Genomic DNA, 23406 nt, shown 5'->3' with positions numbered 1-23406 from the left:
TGCTATTAGGTAGGTTAGGTCTAATAACAAGTAGTGAAATTTATTTTTGACGGTTGGTTTATAATTACTAATTCAAAACTAGCTGATGTAACATTCTCGTTGAGGTAAGAATGTTCAAATGATGAGTAAGTATGTTAAAATTGGATTTAAATCATCAAATAATCTATTTTTTTTGATAGTTTAGGATAACGGTGACCGCTATTCAAAAGTATTGTTGTACACCTTTAACCATTATCTTATTAAACCTAAATATGTTGAATATATTGAAGTGTAAAATTATTATTGTTATTACCCTAATTTTCTGCTCTATTGCTAACGCGCAGGAACTGCCGTATTCGTTTGAGCATTATACGATAAAAAATGGTTTATCGTCCAATACTGTTTTTAGTACTTATCGAGATAGTTATGGTTTTTTATGGATTGGAACTGAAGATGGGTTAAATCGATTTGATGGATACACGTTTAAAGTTTATCGTTATAATGCCGATGTAGAAGCGGGTTTGAAATCTAATCATATCACAGCTTTATGTGAGGATAACCTAGGACGTGTTTGGATAGGTACCAATGGCGGAAGCTTAAGTTATTATGACCGTAAATTGGATAAAATTGTCAGTTATGATAAACATGTGGATGGTAAATGGTTGAGTACCGCAATAACAACCATTAATACGGATATTGCAGGGAATATCTGGGTAGGTTCATATGGTGGACTCTTTATTATCAATGTCAAAGATATTGGCAAACCACTTGACGTACGCTATACCGATATCGAAAAGAAGTTTTTCAAAATGACCTCCAGATATATTTTTAGAGACAGTCAAGGACGCATGTGGATTGCCGCTGAAAATAGAATATATCAGTTTGCATCGAATTTGAAAGAAAGTAAAGTTTATCCTGCTCAGGATCCTTTGACATCTGATAAACAACTCATGGAACTGACCTGCATTGAAGAAGATGAACAGAAACGTATTTGGGTTTCCTCACTACAAGGACTTGTTTATAAGGGTGATCATGAAGATCAGTTTTCTTTGTTTCAAGAATCGGGGGGAGCTAAATTGGGGAGTAAACGAATTTACAGTATTGCTAACGATACTAAAGGTGGACTTTGGATTGGTACGGATAATGGATTAGGCGTATTGAATACAGAGAATTTTGAGCTTAAAATTTTTAATAAGGATCCTCGAAATATTAGAAGTATAAGCCATAAATCGGTCCGTTCTGTTTACGTGGATAAATTTGGAATTTACTGGGTGGGTACCGTACAAGGAGGTTTGAATAAATTTGATGTGAATCTGAATCAGTTTAACCTTAAAACGATCGACAGTTATGGGAAAAATGAGGTCAGTATGATCACTTCATTTTTGCCTTTTAAGAGTCAGGTTCTGGTAGGTACAGATGGTGGTGGTCTTTTTCGATATGACCGTAGCTTGGATAAGCTGACAGCTATTCCGATTGGAGATCAAAATCTAACGGTTTTAGCATTGAAAAATGGAGATTCTCCTGGCGATATATGGCTGGGAACTTTTGGTAAGGGAGTGATCAAGTTCAATTTGGAAACACAATCACGTACGCACTACTTGACAGGATCTGGGGAAAACCAACTTAATAATAATGAAGTTTTTAGTTTAGAGAAAGATATCTATGGTGATATCTGGGTAGGTACAAATGGTGGTGGAATCAACGTGATTCAGCTTAAAAATGGAGTGGTTAAAAAATTTCGTCGTTCTGACAACCCCAAAGCGGATGAGATTGCACCTTCTGCAGATTTTATCCGTGCATTGAGAAAGGATCACGAAGGTAATATGTGGGTAGGTACCTACGGAGCAGGTATCTTTGTATACAATCCATACACCCGTAAAACCGTGTATTATAATAAAAATGCAAACGCTTTGCCGAACAATTATGTGTTATCGATCTATACTGACCGGGCTGGAAATGTGTATGCAGGTACAAATGGCAATGGAGTCGGGTTGCTGCAAAAAGATGATAAGCAGTTTAAAACGTTGTCTGAACGGGAGGGTTTGATCAATGATGTAGTACAGAGTATTGTTGAAGATAATACTGGGAAAATGTGGTTCAGTACGAATAAAGGATTGAGCTGTTATGATCCCTTGCAAAAAACGTTTAAAAATTATGCCTATTCTGTTGGACTACAAGAGGGCGCATTTGCGATAGGGGCAGGTCTCATGCTACCTGATGGAGAAGTATATTTTGGTGGTCAAGAAGGATTTAATCATTTTTATCCTAAAAATTTAAAAATTAATACAAATCCTTCCAAACCCGTATTAACGGAATTAAAGATTGATAATAAGGTGATTAAACCTTCTGAAGAAGGCATACTATCTGAATCATTGTTAACGGCAGAAAGGATCAATTTGAAGTATAAACAAAACTTTTCAATTTCATTTGCTGCATTGAATCTGACGGTATCAGAAGACAATCAATATCAATATCGCTTGAAAGGGCTTGATAAGGATTGGATTAAAGCTAATGGGGATCACGCTGCTTATTACACCAATCTGGATCCAGGAGAATATACATTTGAAGTAAAAGCGAGTAATAACGATGGGATATGGGATGATGAAATCAAATCTATAGTTGTTTATGTTGCACCTCCCATATGGTTAAAAGGTTATGCATTTGTGTTTTATGGCATTTTGCTTTTATCGGGGTTATATTGGTTAAAGAGTCGCGGTGTGCGGAAACTAAAACAAAAGTTTGTTTTGGAACAGGAGCGTCGAGATGCGGATAATCTCCATCAGTTGGATCAGATGAAAATAAAATTTTTGACGAATTTAAGTCATGAATTTCGAACGCCTATTTCTTTAATTACAGGTCCAATTGATATTCTACTACTTAAGGAAAAGGATAAGGAAACTTCGCAACAGATCGCGCTTATCAAGCGTAATGCCCACCGGTTGCTTAATCTTGTTAATCAATTGCTCGACTTTAGAAAAATGGAAGAAAATGAGCTTAGATTGCATAATACGAAAGGGGATTTAGTATCCTTTGTAAAAGATATGTATGAATCCTTTAGTGATATGGCCATTCAAAAGGAGATCAACTATCGTTTTATTTCTTGTGAAGATCATGTACTAACCGCTTTTGACCATAATAAAATTGAGCGAATTATCTTTAATTTATTATCCAATGCGTTTAAATTTACTGCAAAGGGAGGTCATATTTCTGTGTATATAAAATCGGTGGAAGTACAGGAGGAGGGTGATAAAATAAAAGTTAAAATGGTAATCAAGGATGATGGTATCGGTATACCAAAAGAATCGCATGAAGCGATTTTCGAGAGTTTCTACCAGCATGATACACAGGGTAATATTTTGAATCAAGGATCTGGAATCGGTTTGTCAATCGCAGATTCATTTGTTAAAATGTATGGTGGTAAACTTTACGTGGAGAGTGAACCAGGCTTTGGAAGTGCTTTTTCTTTTGATCTGTTTTTAGAAAAAATGGAGGTCGTTAATGATGAAGTTGTACAGACTGTTATAAGTGTCGAACAGGATAATGTTGATCCGCATATTCGTCTGAGACCCGTTGTATTGATTATTGAGGATGACGATGACTTTCGGGGTTTTCTAAAAAGTAGGCTCGATCCTTTATATCAAACTTGCGAAGCGTCAAACGGCCAAGAAGGATGGCAAAAAGCACTATTTCATCACCCCGACATGATTATTTCTGATGTGCAGATGCCAATCATGAACGGTATGGAATTGACTCAAAAGCTGGTGCGGGATAAACGGACAAAACATATTCCAATTATCTTATTGACAGCTTCAAGAGTAGAAAATGGTTTAGTCTGCGGTTTAGAGTCGGGAGCAGTAGATTATATTTCTAAACCATTTGATATGGCTGCATTATTAGCAAAAGTGAATAGTTTATTGCTCCTTAATCAAGCTTTTAAAGATACTTATAGTAAGCAGCTCTCTTTTGTTTCACCAGAAGTTGAGGTGATGTCAGAAAAAGAGAAATTTTTACAGAGTGTATTTGAATATGTTTATGAAAATTTAGATAATCCACAGTTATCTGTTGAGTTATTGAGTAGTCACTTGTCCATTAGTAGAACATCGTTGTATAATAGATTACTTGAATTTTCGGGTATGAGTCCTGTAGATTTTATACGTTCGGTAAGGTTGGAACGTGCAGCAAATTTATTGGAAAAAAATAGTAATTCGATATCGGAAATTGCGTATGAGACCGGATTTTCAAATCCTAATTATTTTACCAAAGTATTTAAGGCAAAATATAAAATGACACCGTCGGAGTATATACAGGCACAAAAGAATCTGGTTAAATAATGTTATTGGCGCGAATTATATAGGAGAGAAAGGTCAGAAATAGTATTAAATAAGGGGTTGCAGATAAAAGGAAACGATTGCTAAAAAGGCTTATCTGTGATGGGATAAGCCTTTTTAGCATTAAGAGAATTAACGGGTTGCTAAGCTTTATTTACGCTTTCTTTTTTTTCTTTTTACGTCGATTGTACCAGATGTAGAAACCGGTGACAGGTAGGCTGGCGGCAATCAACGATGCCAAAAATACCAGCATCTTGCCCGGGATTCCCAGAATACTTCCTAAGTGGATGTCGTAATTTAAGGCCCGCATTTTCTCACCGTAATTTTTACTTGAAAAATCGATTGTTTTTTGCAGATAACCTTTCTTTACCTCGTATTGTCGGATGATAGAGGCATAGCTTTTTTCATAGCGGATATACACGTTTAACGATGCTTCTTCCTTCTGTGGGAAATAAAAGTAATAGGCATGTGCATCGGGATAAGTTACCTCTACTTCGTTCAGAATGTTATCGTAGACCGAAAGATTTGTATTGAAATGAGCCTTTGACTGAATAGGTTTCGCCAGAACTGTTTCCGGAGCCTTATTTTCGATTTTATTGAGTACTTGCTGTACCGACTCATCAAACCAGGGGAAGGCCCAGATCATACCGGTCAATCCCAGAATTAAAGCGATTGTGAAGGAATAGAATCCTAGAATATTATGCAAATCGTAATTTTTCCGTTTTATGCCGGTTTTATTTTTCCAGCGAAACCAAAACCGAACACGTCTTGCTTTTTTGTTTTTTGGCCACCACAGATATAGACCTGTTAAAAGTAAGAGCACAAAAAATAGCGTTGCAGTGCCTACAATGGGTTGGCCAATGTCATTTTTGAACAGCAATGACCAGTGGAGGTAGAGTATGACCCTGAAAAATTCAAATTCAGCATTTTCACTGTATACGTTTGCTGCGGTATAGGGATTGATGAAAACAGACTCATAGTATTTTTTCTCGTTCCAGTACCAGATTCCATCGTTATCATCTTCTTTATATGCCCTAAAATGCCAGGTCCGTTGTGGATTGTTTTCAATTTCTACGGCCGAGACCTGTTTTTCAGCACCCCAATGCTGTTCTGCTTGGTCCAATAAGGTTGAAAACGACTGACGGTCATGATCTGGACTCGTGGACTCCACGTAAAAATGACTTTTATAAACCAAGGGTTTGATTTCATCAACAAATGCCAATATACAACCGGTTATGCCCAGTATAAAGACGATAAGTGATGAGAGTAAACCCATCCAAAGGTGTGTTTGATGTAATATTTTCTTTAGCACAATTTACAATCTAATAAAGCAGACCGCTCGCTAAAAGCGGTCTGCTCGTTGCTATACAATTTTTAGAAACGATAGGAAAGGTTTGCCGCCACACTGGATGGTGCCTGCAAATTGCCCCAACTGTCCCAATATTGTTTATTAAAGATATTGTTCGCTTTCAATTGAATTCCCCAAGCTTGTTTGTTATAAAACACAGTTGCATTGGCCAGCGTATAGCTGGGGATAAAAAAGGTATTTGTCGAAGCGCGGTACATTTTATCAACATAGTTGACTCCGGCACCGACACCGAGACCTTTTACTTTTTCTTGGAAAGTGTAAGAAGCCCAAAAACTGGCGACATTTTCAGGCGCAAATTCTGCCTTGTTTCCTTCAACAGCAACATCAGAAGCTTTGATGATGCGATTATCATTATAGGCATAACTTCCGATGATATTCAGTCCTGCGATGGGGTTGGCAATGACCTCCAGTTCTGCACCTTTGCTCACCTGTTTTCCATCCTGTTCGGTAAACATGTCCGCATTGACACGGGTGGCATTATCAATCTTGATATAATAATAGCTGGCCGTCAGACTTAATTTTTTATGAAAAAGCTCCGATTTTATTCCACCTTCTGCTTGATTGGCAAATATTGGATCTATGACAAATCGATTTCCATCTGGCTGGATGACCGGAGCAACATTTTGGAAACCACTCATATAATTGGCAAATGCAGAAATACGCTCGGGAAGAATCTGATACACCAATCCTAATTTAGGCGCTAATGATGTTTGTTTGAATCCTTCTTCATCTTCCACTTTGTTCCGATTGAAATGATCAACACGTAGTGAAAGCATGGTCGAAAGACGTGGCACGATGGTGATCATGTCGGATACATATGCACTGAGCGTTTGTTGCGAAGGAGTGGGGTACGGTGCAAATTCGGCATTTTTATCGATTTCCTGTCTCAACAGGGGCGTGAATTTTTGGGTCACATCTACTTTGTCGAATAGCTGTATATCTCCGAAAAGGAAACTGCTGCTGAGGGTTCTATAATTGGCTCCGACGAGCAATTTATGTTTGATACTTCCTGTGTTAAATTCGCCATTGATATTTTGCTGAATATTTGCGTATCCATTATAGACATCCTTATATATGGACGCGGCTCTAGTGACCTCTGTAGGAGAACTGACGAGCACGACACGCTGATAGCTGTGATCCACATTTTCCGAAACGTACGAGAACACGGTGGTGGACTGGAACTTATCCGATATTTTATATTTTGCCTCAGCAAAGATCCTAGAAGCGCTATTTTGTACATCGGCATCGCTATAATACAAGCTTTTGCGGTAATCCAACTTCAGATCTTTAGGTTGAAGTACATCTTTGGCCCGGATAACAAAATTATTGGGCTGTGTATTGTGAACCTTTAGGTATTCGGCATCTAAGTTTAGGGTCAGCTTCTCATTGACCTGATAGCTTAAACTAGGTGCGATTAAAAAGGTATTGTTAAAAGCATCCGAGAGGTAACTTCTTTCCTTATGGATAGCGGTATTCAAACGAAATAGGACACTTTTGTCGGCCTTTAATGGCGTATTGAGATCTATGGATAAACGGTTTAAGTCATAGCTCCCCGTAGTGTAGTTTACTTCCGTACGTTTTGCTTCAATTGGTTTTTTCGTAACGAGATTGACTACGCCACCAAATGAAGATACGGATGCTCCAAATAGTGTTCCCGATGGACCTTTAAGTACTTCTATGCGTTCTACATTGGCAAGATCCATCGCAGATCGGTCCGAAGTGGACTCCATACCGTTGCGGGCATTAATTCCTGTACTAAATCCTCTTAAATGGGCACTCAGTCCGCCAGAAGGATTGATCACGGGCACAGTACCACCTGCATTCCGCATGGCTTCGGCGATCGTATAAGAAACTTGTTCTTTCATCAACTGCTGTGTTACCACCTGATAGACCTGCGGATTCTCCAAATTGCGCAGTGGCATACGGGCTACAAAAGGGGTCTCTTTATTTGCAAAGCGGTTTTTACGTTCGCCGTTGACCACTACTTCCTGTAGTGCTGTAGCATCTTCATAGAGCACAAGGTTGACTGTAGATGTTTTATTTGCTTCAATATGTACCTGTTGCTTTTGGGTCAGCAAGCCAACATATTTTGCTTCTACGGTATAGCTGCCGGCTTCCATATTACTGAACGAAAATTTACCGTTTTCATCGGCCTGGACTTGTCTGCCCGCAAGGGAGATGCTCACATATCCAGCTGGGTGACCATCGCTGCTGTGTACTTGTCCGTTCAGATTGCCTTTTTCAGAAGAGGGCTGTAAATTAATGCGATTTCCATTGGTCTCTACGCGTTTTACCGCATCGCCCAGGATCTCCTGCAAAATTGTTTCTAAGCGTGCATTTTGCAGGTTTACCGATACTTTTTTTTGTGCGTCGATCAGGTTTGGGCTGTAGATAAAAGAACAGCCTGTTTTTTCTTCAATTTTTTCTAGCGCCTGCGCTATCGTTTGGTTTTTGATTTGGATGCTGACCTTGGTCTGGAGGATACCCTGTTGCGCCTGTGTCAATAGACAGGAGAAAGAAAGTGCTAATAAAAGGCTATTTTTTTTCCATGTTCTGGGAAATAGCGGTGTGCTAAGTAGCAAAAAGTTCATATTTTTACAAATGTGATTAAGTTAATGTATTTAATTTCATCCCCCGGTGGACAATTTTGGCGATGCGTACACCGGGTTATTTTTTGCGGATCGATTATCTATATAAGCTGACCTCCTTATCTTTGATGGTATATTTGATGGAGGTTGCAAAACTGATGTCATGTAAAACTGATGCTAAAGAAGCCTGCTTAAACTTCCCTCTCACCTGATCATTCAGTATTGCTGTATTGTGACAGGTGATCTTTACATTATACCAGCGTTCAAGTTCCGGAATCACCTGTTTGATGGTTTTGTTGTCGAATATAAGTTGTCCTTCCATCCAGGCAGTCGACAGTTCACTGTTTACGGTACTTGATTTCATCTTTCCTGCAGCATAACTGCTTTGCATATTGGCTTTTAAAATAAGGGTGTCCGGACAATTTGCTGCGGTAAATTGTACTCGTCCTTCTTCTACAGTAAGCATATCGGACTGTCCGGGACGGCTTAGCAAATTGAATCGGGTACCCAGTACGCGGGTACTGGTATTTTTAGTCTGGACAATAAAAGGTCGTTTTGGATCTTTGCTCACCTCAAAAAAAGCTTCACCATCTAAGGTCACTTCTCTTTTCGCTGCATCAAATTTTTCGGGATAGCGTAATTTTGTTCCCGAATTGAGACTTATGATTGTTCCATCGCTGAGGATGAGTTTTTGTTTTTTTCCAAAAGGAACTTCGATCTGTACAAAGCGGGTGGTTACGATCGGTTCTGCTGTTATTTTATCCGATCGAAGATAGAGCCAAGCTGCCGATAGGATACTCACGATACTGGCTGCTGCGACGAGTTTAGGCCAGCGTCTACGGGTTGATTTTTCTGCAGAAAACGTATCGGGGATATCAGCTTGATGGCGAATATTTTGCCATAAGATCGCTTTTTTCTCTTCAGGTGTATAGTTACTTTTCTTGCGTGGAAATTCTTCCTCAGGAATACCATCAGCCATCCAAGCTTCCACAGCTTGTTTCTCAACAGGTGTGCACTGGCCTGACCAGTATTTTTCCAAGAGCTGATGATCGATCTTCATATATTTTTATATACCAGTCGTCGTTTAGCTGTTTTACCCTTAGTCTAAAAAAAAATTATTTTTGTTCTGATGTAGAGATCTTATTTCTCAGGAATTTTAGGGCTTTCGTGAGATGTGCTTCGACAGTCTTTTCGGACAAAGACAATGCTTCGGCAATTTCGGGTATGCTTAGACCGCTATTGCGGCTCAGGGTATAGACCTGACGGCAACGGCAGGGGAGTCGGTTGACCAGGCCATCTACAAAATGATCAAGATCTCTGAAATAGATGGTCTCCTCTGTGTTGTTGATGCTGTGGCAGAAGGTCTCTGTCAATTCATGTGTCTGATCGATGCGCTTATACTTTTCACGGTAATAATCATTGATCCGTATTCGCGCAGCGCGAAAGAGATAGTGTTCTATCTGAATAATTTCTTCCATCACTTCTTTACGTTTCCAAAGCGAGCAGAAAATATCCTGTACCATATCCATAGCGATTTGCTCATCATTACAATGGTGTTCACAAAAATCAACAAGTCGATTCCAATAGGCATCGAACCACTCCTGAAATATTTGTTCAGGTGGTTTTTTCTGATTGTTTTTTTTTGTAAAAAATAGTTTAAGGCTCACTAAGCAAGTCGTTTTAGATAGATAGGTTCAAATATAGGTTTTAATCTGGAATTGTTCTAAATAAAATTAAATTTCACTGATTTTAATATTTAGATGGCGATTATCTCCTAACATAAATTTGTGCTGTATAACATATTCCTCCCAATGAGGAACTTTTCACCGAGATTATAGCTTCTGACGCAGGTTTTATTGGGAAATATTGATATCTCTACACGAAAATTTGTGCGTATAATGAAGTATAATGTGTGTGTTTGGAAAATTTATCTATTTTTAAGGGAATTTAGTCAATACCTTTTATGAGTTGGAAGTCAATTATCGTTAGTGTTTTAACCTTTTTGTATTCGATCGCCTTATTTGGGCAGTCTGCACTGTTCAACAGTCAACGTCAATCTTCGGATTATTATATCTATAAATTAAACCCCGAGATTTTAAAAAAGATCCATATCGGAGAAGTGAAATTTAACGAGGGTATGCTGACCGATTTTGTTCAAAAAGGAAAGTATCGTAATCAAAAACTTAATTTGCCACGTGGCAATTATGTGGAAGTTCGTGCTGATGAAAATAACCTGGTATATGATGAATTTATCATTGATGATCTGTATGCTAAGGTCATTCCGACCGAAGCATTTGCGGTTTGCTTGTACGATTCATTGGGTAATATGATAACCGATGCACACCTTTCTTTGGGCAAGAATAGGGTCTCTTATGATCGGAAATTGGGCTATTATCATGCTGCAAATGCGAAAACAGGTGATATCGTCAGCATCTTGCATAAAGGGGTGTATCATTATCTACGTGTAGAAAAGAACTGGCCTTATGAAGAAAAAGTATCCTTTTGGCAAGGTGTGAAAACAAACTGGAAACGGACAAAATATAAATTTAAAAGGATTTTTCGTAAGAAAAAAAGTTTTGATAACCAAAGCTTTATGGTATTCAATAAGCCGATGTATAAGCCCAATGATCAGATGAAATTCAAGGCTTATCTCGAAGAGGGTAAATGGAAACCAAATTTAGATTCGGTGGATGTTCATGTGGTGGGCAATGCGAAAGATACGGTCATCACAAAACTTGCTCCCTATCGCCCTGGCATGTATGCTTTTTCTTTTGACTTAAATGCAGGACTGGGACTTACTCTTGATAAATATTACCGTGTTTTATTGAAGTCTAGCAAATCTAAGCAAGTGCTGCTTGAAGAGTCGTTTCGATATGAAGAATATGAATTGAAAAGTCTCACGTTTAGCATGAAATCCGATCGCACGGATTTTGCAAAAGGGGATAGTATCCGCCTGAAGTTAAAGGTTGTCAATGAGAATGATATGCCTGTTTATGATGGTCGAGTAGAATTGAAAGTTGTACCAAACTCCTACCGTACAGGAAAGATGAAGGCGAATCAGGTGAATTTTGTTCCAGATACGTTGTGGCAGACAACGGTGTCTCTTACTGAAGTCGCGGAAAAGGAAATCGTTTTGCCAGATTCGATTTTCCCGTCAGACATGGGTCTTCCTTTTCAAGTTATAGGTACCTACCTCAGTTCGGACAATGAGCGTCATGAAAAAATACTGCAGCTGAATTTGCTTGAAACGGAAAAAGAAATTCGTATCGCCGTTAAAGACGGGCAGGCGGAGATTAAGTATTTTGAGAAAGGTATTGAAAAATCAAGCGATGCTAAGATCGAACTATTAGGTGAAAACAATGAAATGTTGCGCGTAGAGCAGGTTCGTTTACCGTATATCATACCGGTCGCATGGCAGGCAACGGAAATAGGAGTTGAGGCGAATGGAATTTCTGAAATCTTGGATTTGGAACAGGAACAAAAGGAGCAACTGCGTTATCGTTTTTACCGCACGACCGATTCGGTTTTATTGACAGTGAGTAATCCGGCCGCTATTCCTTTTTGGTATCGGGTTAGGAAAGGTAAGAAAATGGTTTCGTCGGGTTACGCGACTCAATTAAACGAAGCATTTTCAGAACGGGGAAAAGATGGGTATAGCCTGCAGATTACTTATCTTTTTGCAGGCCGTGCCAAAATGATAAAGGAAGATCTTCCTTTTATGCAGAAAAATCTGAATTTAGAGGTCAATACAGCGACAACGGTGTATCCTGGTCAAAAGGCTGAGGTGCAATTGTCCGTGACCGATAAAGTGGGCAAACCTGTGCCGGATGTGGATATTACGGCTTATGGATTTACATCAAAATTTAAAAATACAAGTGCTCCAAATGTCAAGATTGGCGGGCTCATGCGGTATGCTCAACCTTTCCAGAATTTTAATTTTGATCTGGATGAAGCTCAGGTAAGACACCAGGAGGCATTAAATGACTGGGCGAGATGGTCTAAAGAAATGCAGCTTGATACGATTGCTTTTTACCAATTTTTATTTCCTAAAGTTTATTATCAGGCGTCGCAGCCGGTCGCGGAAATTAAAAGCCAAATTTCTCCATATCTGGTGGTAAATGGTTTGGTACAAGGGGTTCATATGATGTGGATAGATGGTGTTTTGACTTATGCGAAACAGAGTCAACACCATGATGATTATATTTTTGAGATCTATCCGGGACAGCATGAATTTAAATTCAGAACACATGACAGGGAGGTATTGGTGAAAGGGTTCCGCGTTGAAAAAGGCCGGAGAATGATCGTATCCTTTAATATAGGGCAGGATACACTTGGATTCAACTACCCTGATGAAACGCTTGGTAAAGGACAGATCTTGGTCAAAATGCTGCCCAAGGACGATGTTGGAAAGCTCAAAGATACCGAAGTCACGGAACTCAAAAAACAGTTGATTTCCGTAACCAATAATTTCGGAGCTTGGCAATTGCCAAATCTAAATGTGTCTATCGAAATGCCGGCTTATATCCAGACTTCAGGCGATCTTTTTTATCTGAATCCATTTCCGAACAGGACCTATAACAGTAGGCTTAGGACTCAAGTGTCAGCACCTGTTTTGGTAGGTCCGTTTCCGCGTACCGAAATGTATAATGGCGTGCCCAAAATAGCAACATTAATCGTGGATACGACATCAATTGGACGTTTTGAAATAGAAGGCGGATATCAATATACACTTTATCAGCAGTACCAAAAGTTGAAAAGTTTTGATGCGGACTATATACGAAAAGATGCACCTTACTTTAAACCGCAATTGGATTTCACGAAGAAATTATGGATGCGTAGTGATATTCAGAAAAATGTGGCGAGTAAATTTAAGGAGGCCATGCAAAATAATAGTGGAGTTGCGCAATTTGTTTTGGCGAAAAAGGATTCCAAAGAACCAACCTTTAACCTCAATTTAAGTTATGGTCTGGATGCTGAACAAAAGCTTGTCAAGCCTGCTCTTATTTTCGTAGAACCTGCAAAAGCGGAAGACCGTAGGTATTATAGACTGTATTATGGAGCTGAAAATAGCTTGCGTAATTTACCTGTCGGAGATATTATTTTGCATGTGGTGAAAGACGATTCGATAGCCTATAGTTTGGCTGTAACGTTAAAATCGAATGGCCTAAATTACCTAAAACTGGATGGTATTCAATGGAACCAGCGATCACCTCAAGCCGCAGTGGCTTATAAGATGGTCCGTGATGAAACCGTTGCAAATAGGGTGTTGAATCCGCTTCGTGATTCTATTCTTTATGAACAGCAGGGGCATGGTCAAGTTCTAAAAATAAACAAGGCTGAATTTATTGCAAAGCGTAATAGCAGCTCCGCTGTCAGAATTTTGGTTTATGATGGTGATGCACCGGTGATCGGGGCTGCTGTCAAAAAAATGGGTACGAAACAGCAGTATTTTTCCAATTTTGACGGTAGTATCGAATTGGAGCTTTCGGATGAAAAAGCAGTACAGTTGCAGATTATTGCAATAGGCTATAATCCTTCGGATATCAAAGTATCTATGGGGCAGGATTATTTTGTTGAGTTGAAGGCGCAGGACAATCAATTGGATGAGGTCGTTGTGATGGGCGTGGCTAGCCAAAAGAGGGTAAGTATGACAGGTTCAGTTACAAGTGTCACGGTCAATAATATGCCAAATTTGTTGCAAGGAAAGGTGAGCGGTATCTTGATTCGAGGTAATAACAGTATGGATGCTGGTACAAAACCGCTGATCTTGGTGGATGGTGTGGTGTTCGAAGGTGATCTTGCTTCTTTTGATCCGGCTGCAATTGCTTCCGTGAATACGGTAAAGGATCAATCCATGATTGCCTTGTACGGCGCAAGGGCTGCCAATGGAGTCATTATGGTACAGACAAGAACTGGAACTGTGGCTGCAGTACAGCCGCATGTTTCCATGCCTTACCTCGAATCGGGTAATACGATGCGGGTCAACTTTCATGATGATGCTTTCTGGCAACCGAAGCTCAAAACAGATGCTGCAGGGAAAGCGAGTTTTGAGACTACTTATCCAGATGATATTACCAATTGGAGAACAATCTTTATTGCCAAGGGGGTAAAAGATTTTGCAGATACCAAAGAGCTGAATATTAAAGCCTTTAAAGCTGTTTCCGCACATTTGGCAGCTCCACGATTTGCTATTCGTGGCGATCAGTTTACCGCAATAGGTCGAGTGGTTAACTATCTTGGCGATAGTCTGGAAGTGCTACGGACGATCTACAATGGGGTTGATTCTGTAAAAACGAATTTGAAAATTGCGAAGTCATACCGCGATCCAATTGCTGTTCGGGCAGGAAAAGGCGATAGCTTGCAGCTTTCGTATGCGATCGGACTTTCTAATGGCTATTTTGATGGCGAGAAACGAAGTATTCCGATTTTCGAAAAAGGACTGGAGCAGCATCAGGGTGATTTTAAGGTGTTGAATGGAACGGAAGAATATCAGTTAAAAACATCACCTGAGCTGGGAGAAATCACCGTGCATGCTGAGGCCAATTCATGGGAATTCATCCAGCGCGAAATAGCACATATTGATGCTTATAAGTTTTTGTGCAACGAACAGCTGGCATCTAAATTAAGTGCGCTACTTTCTAAGAAAGCGTTAACAAAACTTTTAGGGAAGCCGTTTGAAGAAGAGAAAAAAATCCTTGACCTTTTGAAAGAATTGCAGAAAAACAAGAATACAGTTGGAGGTTGGGGCTGGTGGAATAAAAGTGAAACGGTATCATGGATCAGTAATTATGTCGTTTCTGTGCTATTGGATGCTGAAGATGCGGGTTACAGGACGGGGTTGACGAGAAGATTGTATATCGAACGGGAGGAGGAAAGCTTGAAAAGAAGTTTAGCTTCGTTGGATGTTCTTTGGAACAAAGATAAACTTAATATGGCCAAGGAAGGATTGTTTAACGCATTGGTGTTTTTAAACCGGCTGGATCCCAAAACGGATTATAAACACTATTTTCTTGCTATTGATGGAAAGTTGAAAAGTAAATCAACGAAGGATATATTGCTTAAATATCTGTTGATGGCTAAATTGGGGATCGCAGATGCTCATGCCGCAGATACTGTGCTGAAATATGCTTCAAAAACAATTTTAGGTGGTATGTATTGGACTTCGGGAGGTGTTTCTGATAAGAACGAAAGGATATTTTTGAATCCAACCGAAACGCATACGGAAAATACGTTATTGGCGTATGCAGTATTGAAAACAATCGGGGGGCATGAATCGGATCTCGAGCTTATTCGAAATTATTTCTTTGCACAGAAGCAACGGGGCAACTGGAGCAATATCTATGAGTCTTCACGGATTATTCGAAGTATTCTTCCAGACTTATTGAAAGAAGGCGAAACTTTTCGGGCACCTGTAGCAATTGTGAACGATAAGCGTATTACTGCATTTCCTTATACGCAGAAATTTGCGGCGACTGAACAGATTCGTGTGCGGAAAGAAGGGACAGGACCGCTGTTTCTGACGGCATATCAGAACTTTTGGAATGCCAATCCTGCTCTTGAAAAAGATAAGGGTTTGACTGTTTCTACTCGATTTAAGAACGAAAAAGGAACTGTAACTACGTTAAAAGAAGGTAAACCGATCAAAATAGAAGTTACTGTATCGCTGACGGGAGAGGCCGAGTACGTCCAACTTGAAGTTCCGATTCCTGCGGGTTGTACTTATGAAAGTAAATCGCCTGGATATTACCGAAATGAAGCCCATCGGGAACATTTCAAGGATCGGGTAGTTATCTTTTGTCCAAAATTGAATAAGGGGTCGCATATTTTTGAAATCGAGCTATTGCCACGATACACGGGGGTCTATACGGTAAATCCGGCAAAGGCGGAGTTGATGTATTTTCCTGTTTTTTATGGTAATGAAAAGATGAATGAGATCGTGGTGGAATAGGCTTAATATAAGAAGAAGGCTGGGGGTAATTCTACCGACCTTTTTACGCTGTATTATCAATATTTTCAATGGCATGTTTATTGAACTATTGAAAAACAATATAATTTAATAACATGAAATACACATTAATTAGTACTGCTGTTACCTTGCTTATTTTATATATCGGTACTGGTTTCTTACTGTTGTCGGATTTTGGTGCCAATAAAGCCTTTAATCCGGGTGAACAGATAAATACCTGGTTATTTGTTTTTGGTTGGTCAATGGGGAAGCTCGGTTATGTGCTCATGGCATTTCTAATTCTTCTTTTCTTTGTATTTATAAGATGGTTAATCTTGAAAATCAGCAGTAAGCTAAATACAGTGGATTAATCGCTATTAATACCGACTATTGAAGACTAAATAATCTTTCTGAATGAATTTTTGGTTTTTTATATTCTAGCTTAGTATAATTTTTTGTCCATTTTGTTGTTTTTTTCTAATGATCAGTGCAATGACCCAGATGGACAATAATGAAATGAGTAGGATGATTTTTATGGTATTCATCTCCGGGAAAAAATTATTGAGCGAGTGAAATGCAGCTACTGCTACTAATGAATTGGTATTATTGGCAACTTTTCCGATTCCCCAGCTGCCAAGGATTAAAATCCCTAAAAACAAGAGGTTTGAACTTGTAAAATCAAAGTTCAGGTGCCAGATAAACCAGAGTACAGCCACGATCAGAACATTTAAAAGTTCCGGTAATGGCTTAAGCTGTTGCTGTAAAAATCCGCGCCATCCGATTTCTTCTAAAAGACCATAAATTAAGATTGCGGTAATAGCTTCAAAAGATAGGATTCCTTTGATAGCATACTCCGTACCTAAAATTAGGATAATGGGTAATGTCCAGTATAAGAGAAAAGGGATCATGATGTTGCTGTAGTTCCCTTTTAATGTTAGAACGGGTTTTATTTTAAAGAGAGCGAAGACGGCTAATGCAGCAATGGCGGGAGAAATACCCTGTAGGATGATTTTAATAAATCCGCTAGATATACCGTTCAATAAATCGGTTTTATTTGTCAGATAGCGAAGAAGAACGGCAATGATAAAAAACGTCAGGACAGCGAGATAATTTACTTTATTTTTCATATATAATGGCTTTATTGAATGTCCAAAAGTAGCAAGATGATTTCGCTAAAAAATTGACGAAAGTTAAGAAATGTATACTACAGGTTTTTTTTTCTAATCCTGCTCAGACTTTCAGCTGCTATACCGAGATAAGAGCAGATGATTTTTAATGATGTTCTCTGCAAAATCTCAGGACGCTCTTTGATTAATTTTAAATATCTCTCGGTAGGGTTGAGCGTCAGTAAATTAATCTGTTCGGATTGTTTTCTGATGAACATGGCATCGGAAATAGCCTTGCCAATGATTAGCCCTGTAGTGGACCTAGAATATAAAGCATGCAGATCGCTATGGCTGATAGACCATACGAGCGATTCTTCTAAAGCCTGCGTCTTGATAACCGTTGATGATTGAGTAAGAAAGGATAGGTAATCACTGAATAATTGTTCCTCGTAATATAGGTTAATGCAGATATCTTTTTCCTCTGCCAAAACAAAGTGTGCAACAGAACCGCTAATTAATATGTTGATGTATTTTTCTTTACTATGATAATCTTTTATTAACTCATTTTTTTTAAAGGTGCGCACCTGTAGATATTTTGCAAATTCAGTCCATAGTTTCAGGTCAGCTTTGTAAAATGGGTCAAATATTTCTTTTACTCGTTGCGGTGTGGGTTGCTCCATAAGTAGTCTTAATTCTTGATATTTTTTAACAGTTTATCATCCGTTGAACAGTTGATGAAATATCCGTCAACTTACAAAATATTTTCTTTATATAAACTCGTATTTTTAGGAAAGTGAGCCGAAAAGTTAGTTAAATAATAAGGAGGTTCAATATTGAACCTCCTTATTATTTAAAATGCGAGTTCATAAGGTTTCGGGGTAGGTGGTTGTGAGCGAAGTTCTCCTGCAGCTGCTAAGGCAAAATAGGGATTTCTTAAAAACTCTCTTCCTATGAAGATCAAATCGGCATCTCCGTTTGTCAAGATGGTTTCTGCCTGATGTGCATTCGTGATTAAACCTACTGTACCAACTATTAAATTGTCTTTTATTTCTCTTTTGATGGCACTGGCGAAAGGTAATTGATATCCTGAACCGACTGTAATTTTAGCTTTAGGTACTGTCCCACCCGTCGAAACATCAACAATATCGATTCCAAATTGTGATAACTTTTTACTTAACCATTTTGAATCTTCAATTGTCCAACCCTCATCCATCCAATCTGTTGCTGAGATGCGTACCGCAATTGGAAGATTTGCAGGCCATACTTCTTTAATTTTATCAATGATTTCAAATAGAAAACGCGAACGGTTTTCTCGGTTTCCACCATATTGATCGGTTCTTTTGTTCGAAATAGGGGATAAGAATTCATTGATTAGATAACCGTGTGCACTGTGTATTTCTATCAATTTAAAACCAGCTGTTAATGCTCTCTTAGTGGCATCTGCGAAAGCTTGTTGCACTGATGTGATATCTTCTGAACTCATTTCGCGTGGCGTTTGCATGTCTGGAGAGAATGCTATTGCAGACGGAGCAATAACTTCCCATCCATTTTCATCATGAGGCATCAACGGATGACTGTCACGTCCAGATGCCCATGTGCTTCCTTTTCTACCAGCATGTGCTAATTGGATTGCTGGGACACTGCCAGACTTCTCTATAAATGATGCAATTTTAGTAAGCATTTCAATATGATCATCTTTCCAGATTCCCAAGTCTCCAACTCCAATGCGTCCATCGGAATGGACTGCTGTCGCTTCGAGCATGACAGAACCTGCACCACCCATCGCTCTAGAGCCATAATGTACTAAATGCCAATCATTGGCAAAACCATCATTAGCCATATACATACACATGGGCGACGTTACGATCCTGTTTCTAAAAGTTACTGATTTTATAGTTAAAGGACTGAATAATTTTGACATATCTAAATTTTATAACGAATATTCACCGGAAAGGAAGGTCTTATGTCCAATGAAAAGTTGAAGTAATAGTTTTTGATTATTTCGTATATAGATGGAATAGTTTTGCAACAATTTTCCATTCTCCATTTATTTTTATCAGGGAGTGATAATCTGTAAAATCTTCATCTGCGGCATCGTGTTCCATTTCAACACGAACTACCGCTGTGGTGGACGTTTTGTGTAACACCGTAAGATTGGTCTGAATATTTGGTGCGGCACCAAAATCTTGAACGTAGGCATAAAGGTTCTCTATACTACCTTGTGAAAGGTCGTGCTCTAAATGACCATACATAACAGCATCTTGATGAAATGCTTTTTTTAACTGTTCGATATTGCCCGTTTTTAGTCCATCCACGTATCCTGCTACAATGGCTAACACATCTTCGTAATCTTGTACAGTATTACTGTTTTTATTTGTCGACATAATTTTATATTTTTTAATTTATGTTACAAATTTACAGACGATAAAAGGTTTCCATTTTTTTATAACGTCCAACTATTTATTCTATTAAGTCCAAATGAGCAGGAGAAATCGGGCTTGATGGCCATCTCTATTTTAATGACGAAATACGGTCGGTGCTTGTCCGTGGTATTCTTTAAAGATTCTAGAAAAATGTGAAATGTTTTCGAAGCCCAGAGAATAACAAATTTCTGAAACAGGCAATTGTGTTGCCTCTAACATTTCCTTCGCTTTTTCAAGACGTTTTTCCCGAATCCATGATGCAGGAGTCATATTGTAAATGGCTTTAAAATCTCGTTTAAAACTGGATAGGCTTCTGCCGGATAGATACGCTAATTCTGGTAAAGAAACTGGTGAGGCATAATGCATTTCGACAACATGACGGATATCCGCCCTAACGGGCTCATGCAACTGTAAAATTTGGAGAAACATATTCCGATTTCCCTCAGCGATGTCATACAGTAATTCCATGATCTTAAGGCGTAATTGTCCGGGCTGCACAACAGAATGATCTAAAAAATAAGGTTTCATAGAATTTGCAAAAGCAACAAGGCACTCATTCATCGGGTAAACTCCCGTCTTTATTTCTCCTTCAATTTTCGGAACCTTTATTTCAGACATAGCTAAAAATGATTTTAATAAATCATCTTTGATGCTGAACATCAGGCTGTCATAGATATTGTCATTATCGGGGTTACCAATTTTATCGTATTTGACCGCCGTTGCCTTTTTTAGCAGAATCATTTCATTTTTACCGACAACATACTGCTGTTTGCCATAAGTTAGCGTTGCAGATCCTTCGAGCACTATCATGAGGAGATGCTCTTCCAGATACATCGTTCCCTTAGCTTCCATACTATGGATGCATTGCTCGATAATAGAGCATCCGTCGAGCATTAGTGCATTTTGAGGAGTAGGACCACTTATTAATGATGTTGGTACTTTGATCATTTTTTTCATAAACGATATTTAAAACTCAGATGATAAAGGAAATCAAAAGAAATTTGAATCACCGATTGATGACCAGTGAAGTAAAAAATATAATGCAAATATATTGAAATAAATAACACTTAACTTTTCTAATTAGTCCTTATATTTTGACTATTTAGTTCAAATAATTGGCCAGTTTATGAAGGTATAAGTTTTCCAACATCTAAATCATGGGGCAGGAGATCTGCTTTTTTGCTTAAAAGTTTTAATAGAATTGCTATTTCTTATTTTAAAAATAACTGAACTTTACGCAACTGTACGAAAGATCTCATAGGTGAATTGATCTCCTGCTTGTCATCTTAACTCTTATAGTATCAGTGCTCTACCTTAATTCCATCCGATAATACTTTCTTTTGTGCTTTTATAAAACCCACTTTATCTTTCTTAACAGCTTTAATGATCTCTTTCTGTTCTTTGGGTACCGTGTAATATTTGTCTACCCATAATTGCATCTCAATCAATATGGGGAGTAAATCGATACCCTTCTTAGTAAGGATGTATAAAACTTTTGCTTTGCTTTCCGGATGATCCAGTTTACTGATCAGTCCATTTTCTTCCAGCATTAATAATCTTGAAGCTAATATATTGGTCGCAATCTTCTCACCAGATTTTAAAAAGTCGCTGTAGGTGCATTGTTTCAAGCGCATTAAATCCCGGATGAGCAATAAGGACCATTTATCTCCTAAAATATCTAATGAACAACTGATAGGGCATTGCGATCTATTTTTCATAATAATGTATTTTTTTTAAAAAACACTTGCGTTTTGCAAGTTGAATTTTATATTTGTACTTGCAAAATGCAAGCAAATTTACTATTTTAAATTATTAATACCATGGAAAACAGTGTAATATTTAATTCTTACCATAAAAATGGATTACAATTGCGGAACCGGATAGTGATGGCTCCCATGACCAGAAGCCGTTCTGATAATCCCGAAAATAAAGCAACAGCGTTGACTGCGCTGTATTACAAACAACGTGCTTCTGCTGGACTGATCATTACCGAAGGTACATTTATCAGTCCTGAGGCGGTAGGTGTTATACATGTTCCTGGAATTTATACGCAAGAGCAGATCGCAGGCTGGAAATTGAACACGGAAGCAGTACATGCTGAAAACGGAGTCATCTTTGCCCAGCTTTGGCACACTGGAGCATACTCGCATCCTGATCTTCATCAGGGTAAAAAACCGTTGGCCCCTTCGGATGTAAATCCAGAGCAGCAGGTTTTTACAGCGACGGGATTTAAACTTACTGTCGCTCCTCAGCCCATGACGGTTGCTGATATTAAAAGAACGGTTAATGATTTCAAACAAGGGGCGCTTCATGCTTTTGAAGCTGGATTTGACGGTGTTGAACTTCATGCTGCCAACGGCTATTTACTGCAGCAGTTTTTTAGTAAAAATTCTAATCTGCGCAACGATGAATATGGGGGTTCGATCGAAAATAGAGCGCGCATTCTTTTCGAGATTTTGGATGCCATAAAAGAGGTGGCCGATATCCGTAAAGTTGCGGTACGTCTCAATCCTTCTTTAAACGGTATTATGGGTATTTTGGTCGACGATGAGACCATTGCACTTTACAACTATCTAGTCAATAGACTTCAAGATTACGACCTGGCATATCTGCACTTGATAGAGCCGTTTACTGATGTTTCAGGAAATCCCAATGCTATCCAGGAGGTTGCCAAACATTTTCGTCCGCTTTATACAGGTACGATCATCATCAACCGTGGTTTTAATAAAGACACGGCAGATAAAGTTCTAAGCGATGGCGATGCCGACTTGGTTTCATTTGGCGTACCCTTTATTGCAAACCCTGATTTAGTGGAGCGTTACAGAACCGGAGCTGCACTAAATGTTCCGGATCAGAATACCTTTTATACTCCGGGCGAAAAGGGTTATACAGATTATAAAACTATAGATCAACAATAATAATATGAAAACAACAGGAAATACCATATTCATCAGCGGCGGAAGTGCCGGAATAGGATTAGCGATCGCTAAGAAATTAAATGCAGCAGGAAATAAAGTTATTATCAACGGCAGAAATACAGAACGGCTTCAAAAGGCGTTAGAAGAACTGGATCAGGCAGTGGCCATTCAGGGAGATCTGTCGGTCGAATCAGATAGAATCCGTATTGCCAATGATTTGAAAACAAATTATCCGGATGTTAATATTATCATCAATAATGCAGGTGCTGCTTTTGCTTATCTCTTAAGTGAAACGATCGGAGCACATGAAAAAGCAGCTATTGAGATGAATACCAATTATTTCAGTGTTATCCATTTTACAGAATTGCTACTTCCACATCTTCTTCAGAAAGCTGAAGCGGCTGTTATTAATATTTCATCAATAGCAGTGTTCGGAAGCCATGTAATGCTACCCACTTATGGTGCTACGAAAGCGGCGCTCCATAGCTATACTACCGCATTAAGACAGACCTATCAAGATCAGAAAAAGCTGCAGGTCTATGAAGTTTATCCGCCTTTGGTCGATACCGAATTCTCTGCAGAAATAGGAGGGGCAAACGGTATTCCTGCTTCTCAGGTTGCTGATGAATTGTTTTTAGCTTTGGAAAAAAATCAATTTGATGTTCCTGTAGGAGATACCAAACAGTTTTTCCAGGAAACTCACTAGTCACCAGAAACGGTTCTTCATTTTAGCATAAAATGAAGAACCGT

At 38.8% G+C, this 23406-nt stretch carries 15 protein-coding genes; 5 read left to right on the top strand and 10 right to left on the bottom strand.

The window, feature by feature from the left end:
- Positions 1–251: 251 nt before the first annotated feature.
- Complete coding sequence (locus tag WH188_RS23855) at positions 252–4310, top strand: hybrid sensor histidine kinase/response regulator transcription factor (RefSeq protein ID WP_339424715.1); 4059 nt, start codon at positions 252–254, stop codon at positions 4308–4310.
- A gap of 151 nt (positions 4311–4461) precedes the next feature.
- On the opposite strand, the gene WH188_RS23850 is transcribed toward WH188_RS23855, so the two are convergent.
- From WH188_RS23850 to WH188_RS23835, 4 genes are all read right to left on the bottom strand, one after another.
- Positions 4462–5619 (bottom strand): PepSY-associated TM helix domain-containing protein, encoded by a 1158-nt coding sequence (locus tag WH188_RS23850; protein WP_339424714.1) that lies wholly within the window; start codon positions 5617–5619, stop codon positions 4462–4464.
- Positions 5620–5681: 62 nt separating this feature from the next.
- Positions 5682–8267, bottom strand: a complete 2586-nt coding sequence (locus WH188_RS23845; protein WP_339424713.1) for a TonB-dependent receptor — start codon at positions 8265–8267, stop codon at positions 5682–5684.
- 94 nt (positions 8268–8361) lie between these two features.
- Positions 8362–9324 carry a FecR family protein gene (locus WH188_RS23840; RefSeq protein ID WP_339424712.1) on the bottom strand — a complete coding sequence of 321 codons (963 nt, stop codon included), beginning with the start codon at positions 9322–9324 and terminating at the stop codon, positions 8362–8364.
- 55 nt (positions 9325–9379) lie between these two features.
- Positions 9380–9931: an RNA polymerase sigma-70 factor gene (locus WH188_RS23835; protein ID WP_339424711.1), complete on the bottom strand. Its 552-nt coding sequence runs from the start codon at positions 9929–9931 to the stop codon at positions 9380–9382.
- A gap of 296 nt (positions 9932–10227) precedes the next feature.
- Here WH188_RS23835 and WH188_RS23830 point away from each other — a divergent pair, with 296 nt between their 5' ends.
- Positions 10228–16212 carry an alpha-2-macroglobulin family protein gene (locus tag WH188_RS23830; protein ID WP_339424710.1) on the top strand — a complete coding sequence of 1995 codons (5985 nt, stop codon included), beginning with the start codon at positions 10228–10230 and terminating at the stop codon, positions 16210–16212.
- 113 nt (positions 16213–16325) lie between these two features.
- Entirely contained in the window at positions 16326–16580 is a 255-nt protein-coding gene (locus tag WH188_RS23825) for a hypothetical protein (RefSeq protein ID WP_339424709.1), read from the top strand.
- Between the two features lie 66 nt (positions 16581–16646).
- On the opposite strand, the gene WH188_RS23820 is transcribed toward WH188_RS23825, so the two are convergent.
- From WH188_RS23820 to WH188_RS23795, 6 genes are all read right to left on the bottom strand, one after another.
- The gene (locus WH188_RS23820) at positions 16647–17336 is read right to left on the bottom strand and encodes a CPBP family intramembrane glutamic endopeptidase (RefSeq protein WP_339424708.1); all 690 of its coding nucleotides are present in this window, start codon (positions 17334–17336) and stop codon (positions 16647–16649) included.
- Positions 17337–17413: 77 nt separating this feature from the next.
- Entirely contained in the window at positions 17414–17995 is a 582-nt protein-coding gene (locus WH188_RS23815; RefSeq protein ID WP_339424707.1) for a Crp/Fnr family transcriptional regulator, read from the bottom strand.
- 170 nt (positions 17996–18165) lie between these two features.
- Positions 18166–19236, bottom strand: coding sequence for an NADH:flavin oxidoreductase/NADH oxidase (locus WH188_RS23810; protein WP_339424706.1), 1071 nt, complete (start codon positions 19234–19236; stop codon positions 18166–18168).
- A 76-nt stretch (positions 19237–19312) separates the two neighbouring features.
- Positions 19313–19699 carry a nuclear transport factor 2 family protein gene (locus tag WH188_RS23805; protein WP_339424705.1) on the bottom strand — a complete coding sequence of 129 codons (387 nt, stop codon included), beginning with the start codon at positions 19697–19699 and terminating at the stop codon, positions 19313–19315.
- A gap of 132 nt (positions 19700–19831) precedes the next feature.
- On the bottom strand, positions 19832–20695 hold the full coding sequence (locus tag WH188_RS23800) for an AraC family transcriptional regulator (protein ID WP_132767388.1): 864 nt from the start codon (positions 20693–20695) through the stop codon (positions 19832–19834).
- Positions 20696–21039: 344 nt separating this feature from the next.
- Positions 21040–21456: a winged helix-turn-helix transcriptional regulator gene (locus WH188_RS23795; protein WP_339424704.1), complete on the bottom strand. Its 417-nt coding sequence runs from the start codon at positions 21454–21456 to the stop codon at positions 21040–21042.
- A 102-nt stretch (positions 21457–21558) separates the two neighbouring features.
- Here WH188_RS23795 and WH188_RS23790 point away from each other — a divergent pair, with 102 nt between their 5' ends.
- Together WH188_RS23790 and WH188_RS23785 are read left to right on the top strand one after the other, a co-directional pair.
- Complete coding sequence (locus WH188_RS23790; protein ID WP_339424703.1) at positions 21559–22656, top strand: alkene reductase; 1098 nt, start codon at positions 21559–21561, stop codon at positions 22654–22656.
- 4 nt (positions 22657–22660) lie between these two features.
- Positions 22661–23362 carry an SDR family oxidoreductase gene (locus WH188_RS23785; RefSeq protein WP_021188925.1) on the top strand — a complete coding sequence of 234 codons (702 nt, stop codon included), beginning with the start codon at positions 22661–22663 and terminating at the stop codon, positions 23360–23362.
- The last annotated feature ends 44 nt before the right edge of the window (positions 23363–23406 follow it).

This window comes from Sphingobacterium sp. MYb388, assembly GCF_037479535.1.
GTDB lineage: Bacteria > Bacteroidota > Bacteroidia > Sphingobacteriales > Sphingobacteriaceae > Sphingobacterium > Sphingobacterium anhuiense.
This window is presented reverse-complemented; position numbering and strand designations above follow the sequence as displayed.

What these genes read in the sequence shown, in the direction of transcription:
- WH188_RS23790 (WP_339424703.1), top strand. Translation starts at nt 21,559, where the DNA reads ATGGAAAACAGTGTAATATTTAATTCTTACCATAAAAATGGATTACAA.
- WH188_RS23830 (WP_339424710.1), top strand. Translation starts at nt 10,228, where the DNA reads ATGAGTTGGAAGTCAATTATCGTTAGTGTTTTAACCTTTTTGTATTCG.
- WH188_RS23805 (WP_339424705.1), bottom strand. Translation starts at nt 19,699, where the DNA reads ATGTCGACAAATAAAAACAGTAATACTGTACAAGATTACGAAGATGTG.
- WH188_RS23800 (WP_132767388.1), bottom strand. Translation starts at nt 20,695, where the DNA reads ATGAAAAAAATGATCAAAGTACCAACATCATTAATAAGTGGTCCTACT.
- WH188_RS23820 (WP_339424708.1), bottom strand. Translation starts at nt 17,336, where the DNA reads ATGAAAAATAAAGTAAATTATCTCGCTGTCCTGACGTTTTTTATCATT.
- WH188_RS23825 (WP_339424709.1), top strand. Translation starts at nt 16,326, where the DNA reads ATGAAATACACATTAATTAGTACTGCTGTTACCTTGCTTATTTTATAT.
- WH188_RS23840 (WP_339424712.1), bottom strand. Translation starts at nt 9,324, where the DNA reads ATGAAGATCGATCATCAGCTCTTGGAAAAATACTGGTCAGGCCAGTGC.
- WH188_RS23810 (WP_339424706.1), bottom strand. Translation starts at nt 19,236, where the DNA reads ATGTCAAAATTATTCAGTCCTTTAACTATAAAATCAGTAACTTTTAGA.
- WH188_RS23815 (WP_339424707.1), bottom strand. Translation starts at nt 17,995, where the DNA reads ATGGAGCAACCCACACCGCAACGAGTAAAAGAAATATTTGACCCATTT.
- WH188_RS23795 (WP_339424704.1), bottom strand. Translation starts at nt 21,456, where the DNA reads ATGAAAAATAGATCGCAATGCCCTATCAGTTGTTCATTAGATATTTTA.
- WH188_RS23845 (WP_339424713.1), bottom strand. Translation starts at nt 8,267, where the DNA reads ATGAACTTTTTGCTACTTAGCACACCGCTATTTCCCAGAACATGGAAA.
- WH188_RS23855 (WP_339424715.1), top strand. Translation starts at nt 252, where the DNA reads ATGTTGAATATATTGAAGTGTAAAATTATTATTGTTATTACCCTAATT.
- WH188_RS23785 (WP_021188925.1), top strand. Translation starts at nt 22,661, where the DNA reads ATGAAAACAACAGGAAATACCATATTCATCAGCGGCGGAAGTGCCGGA.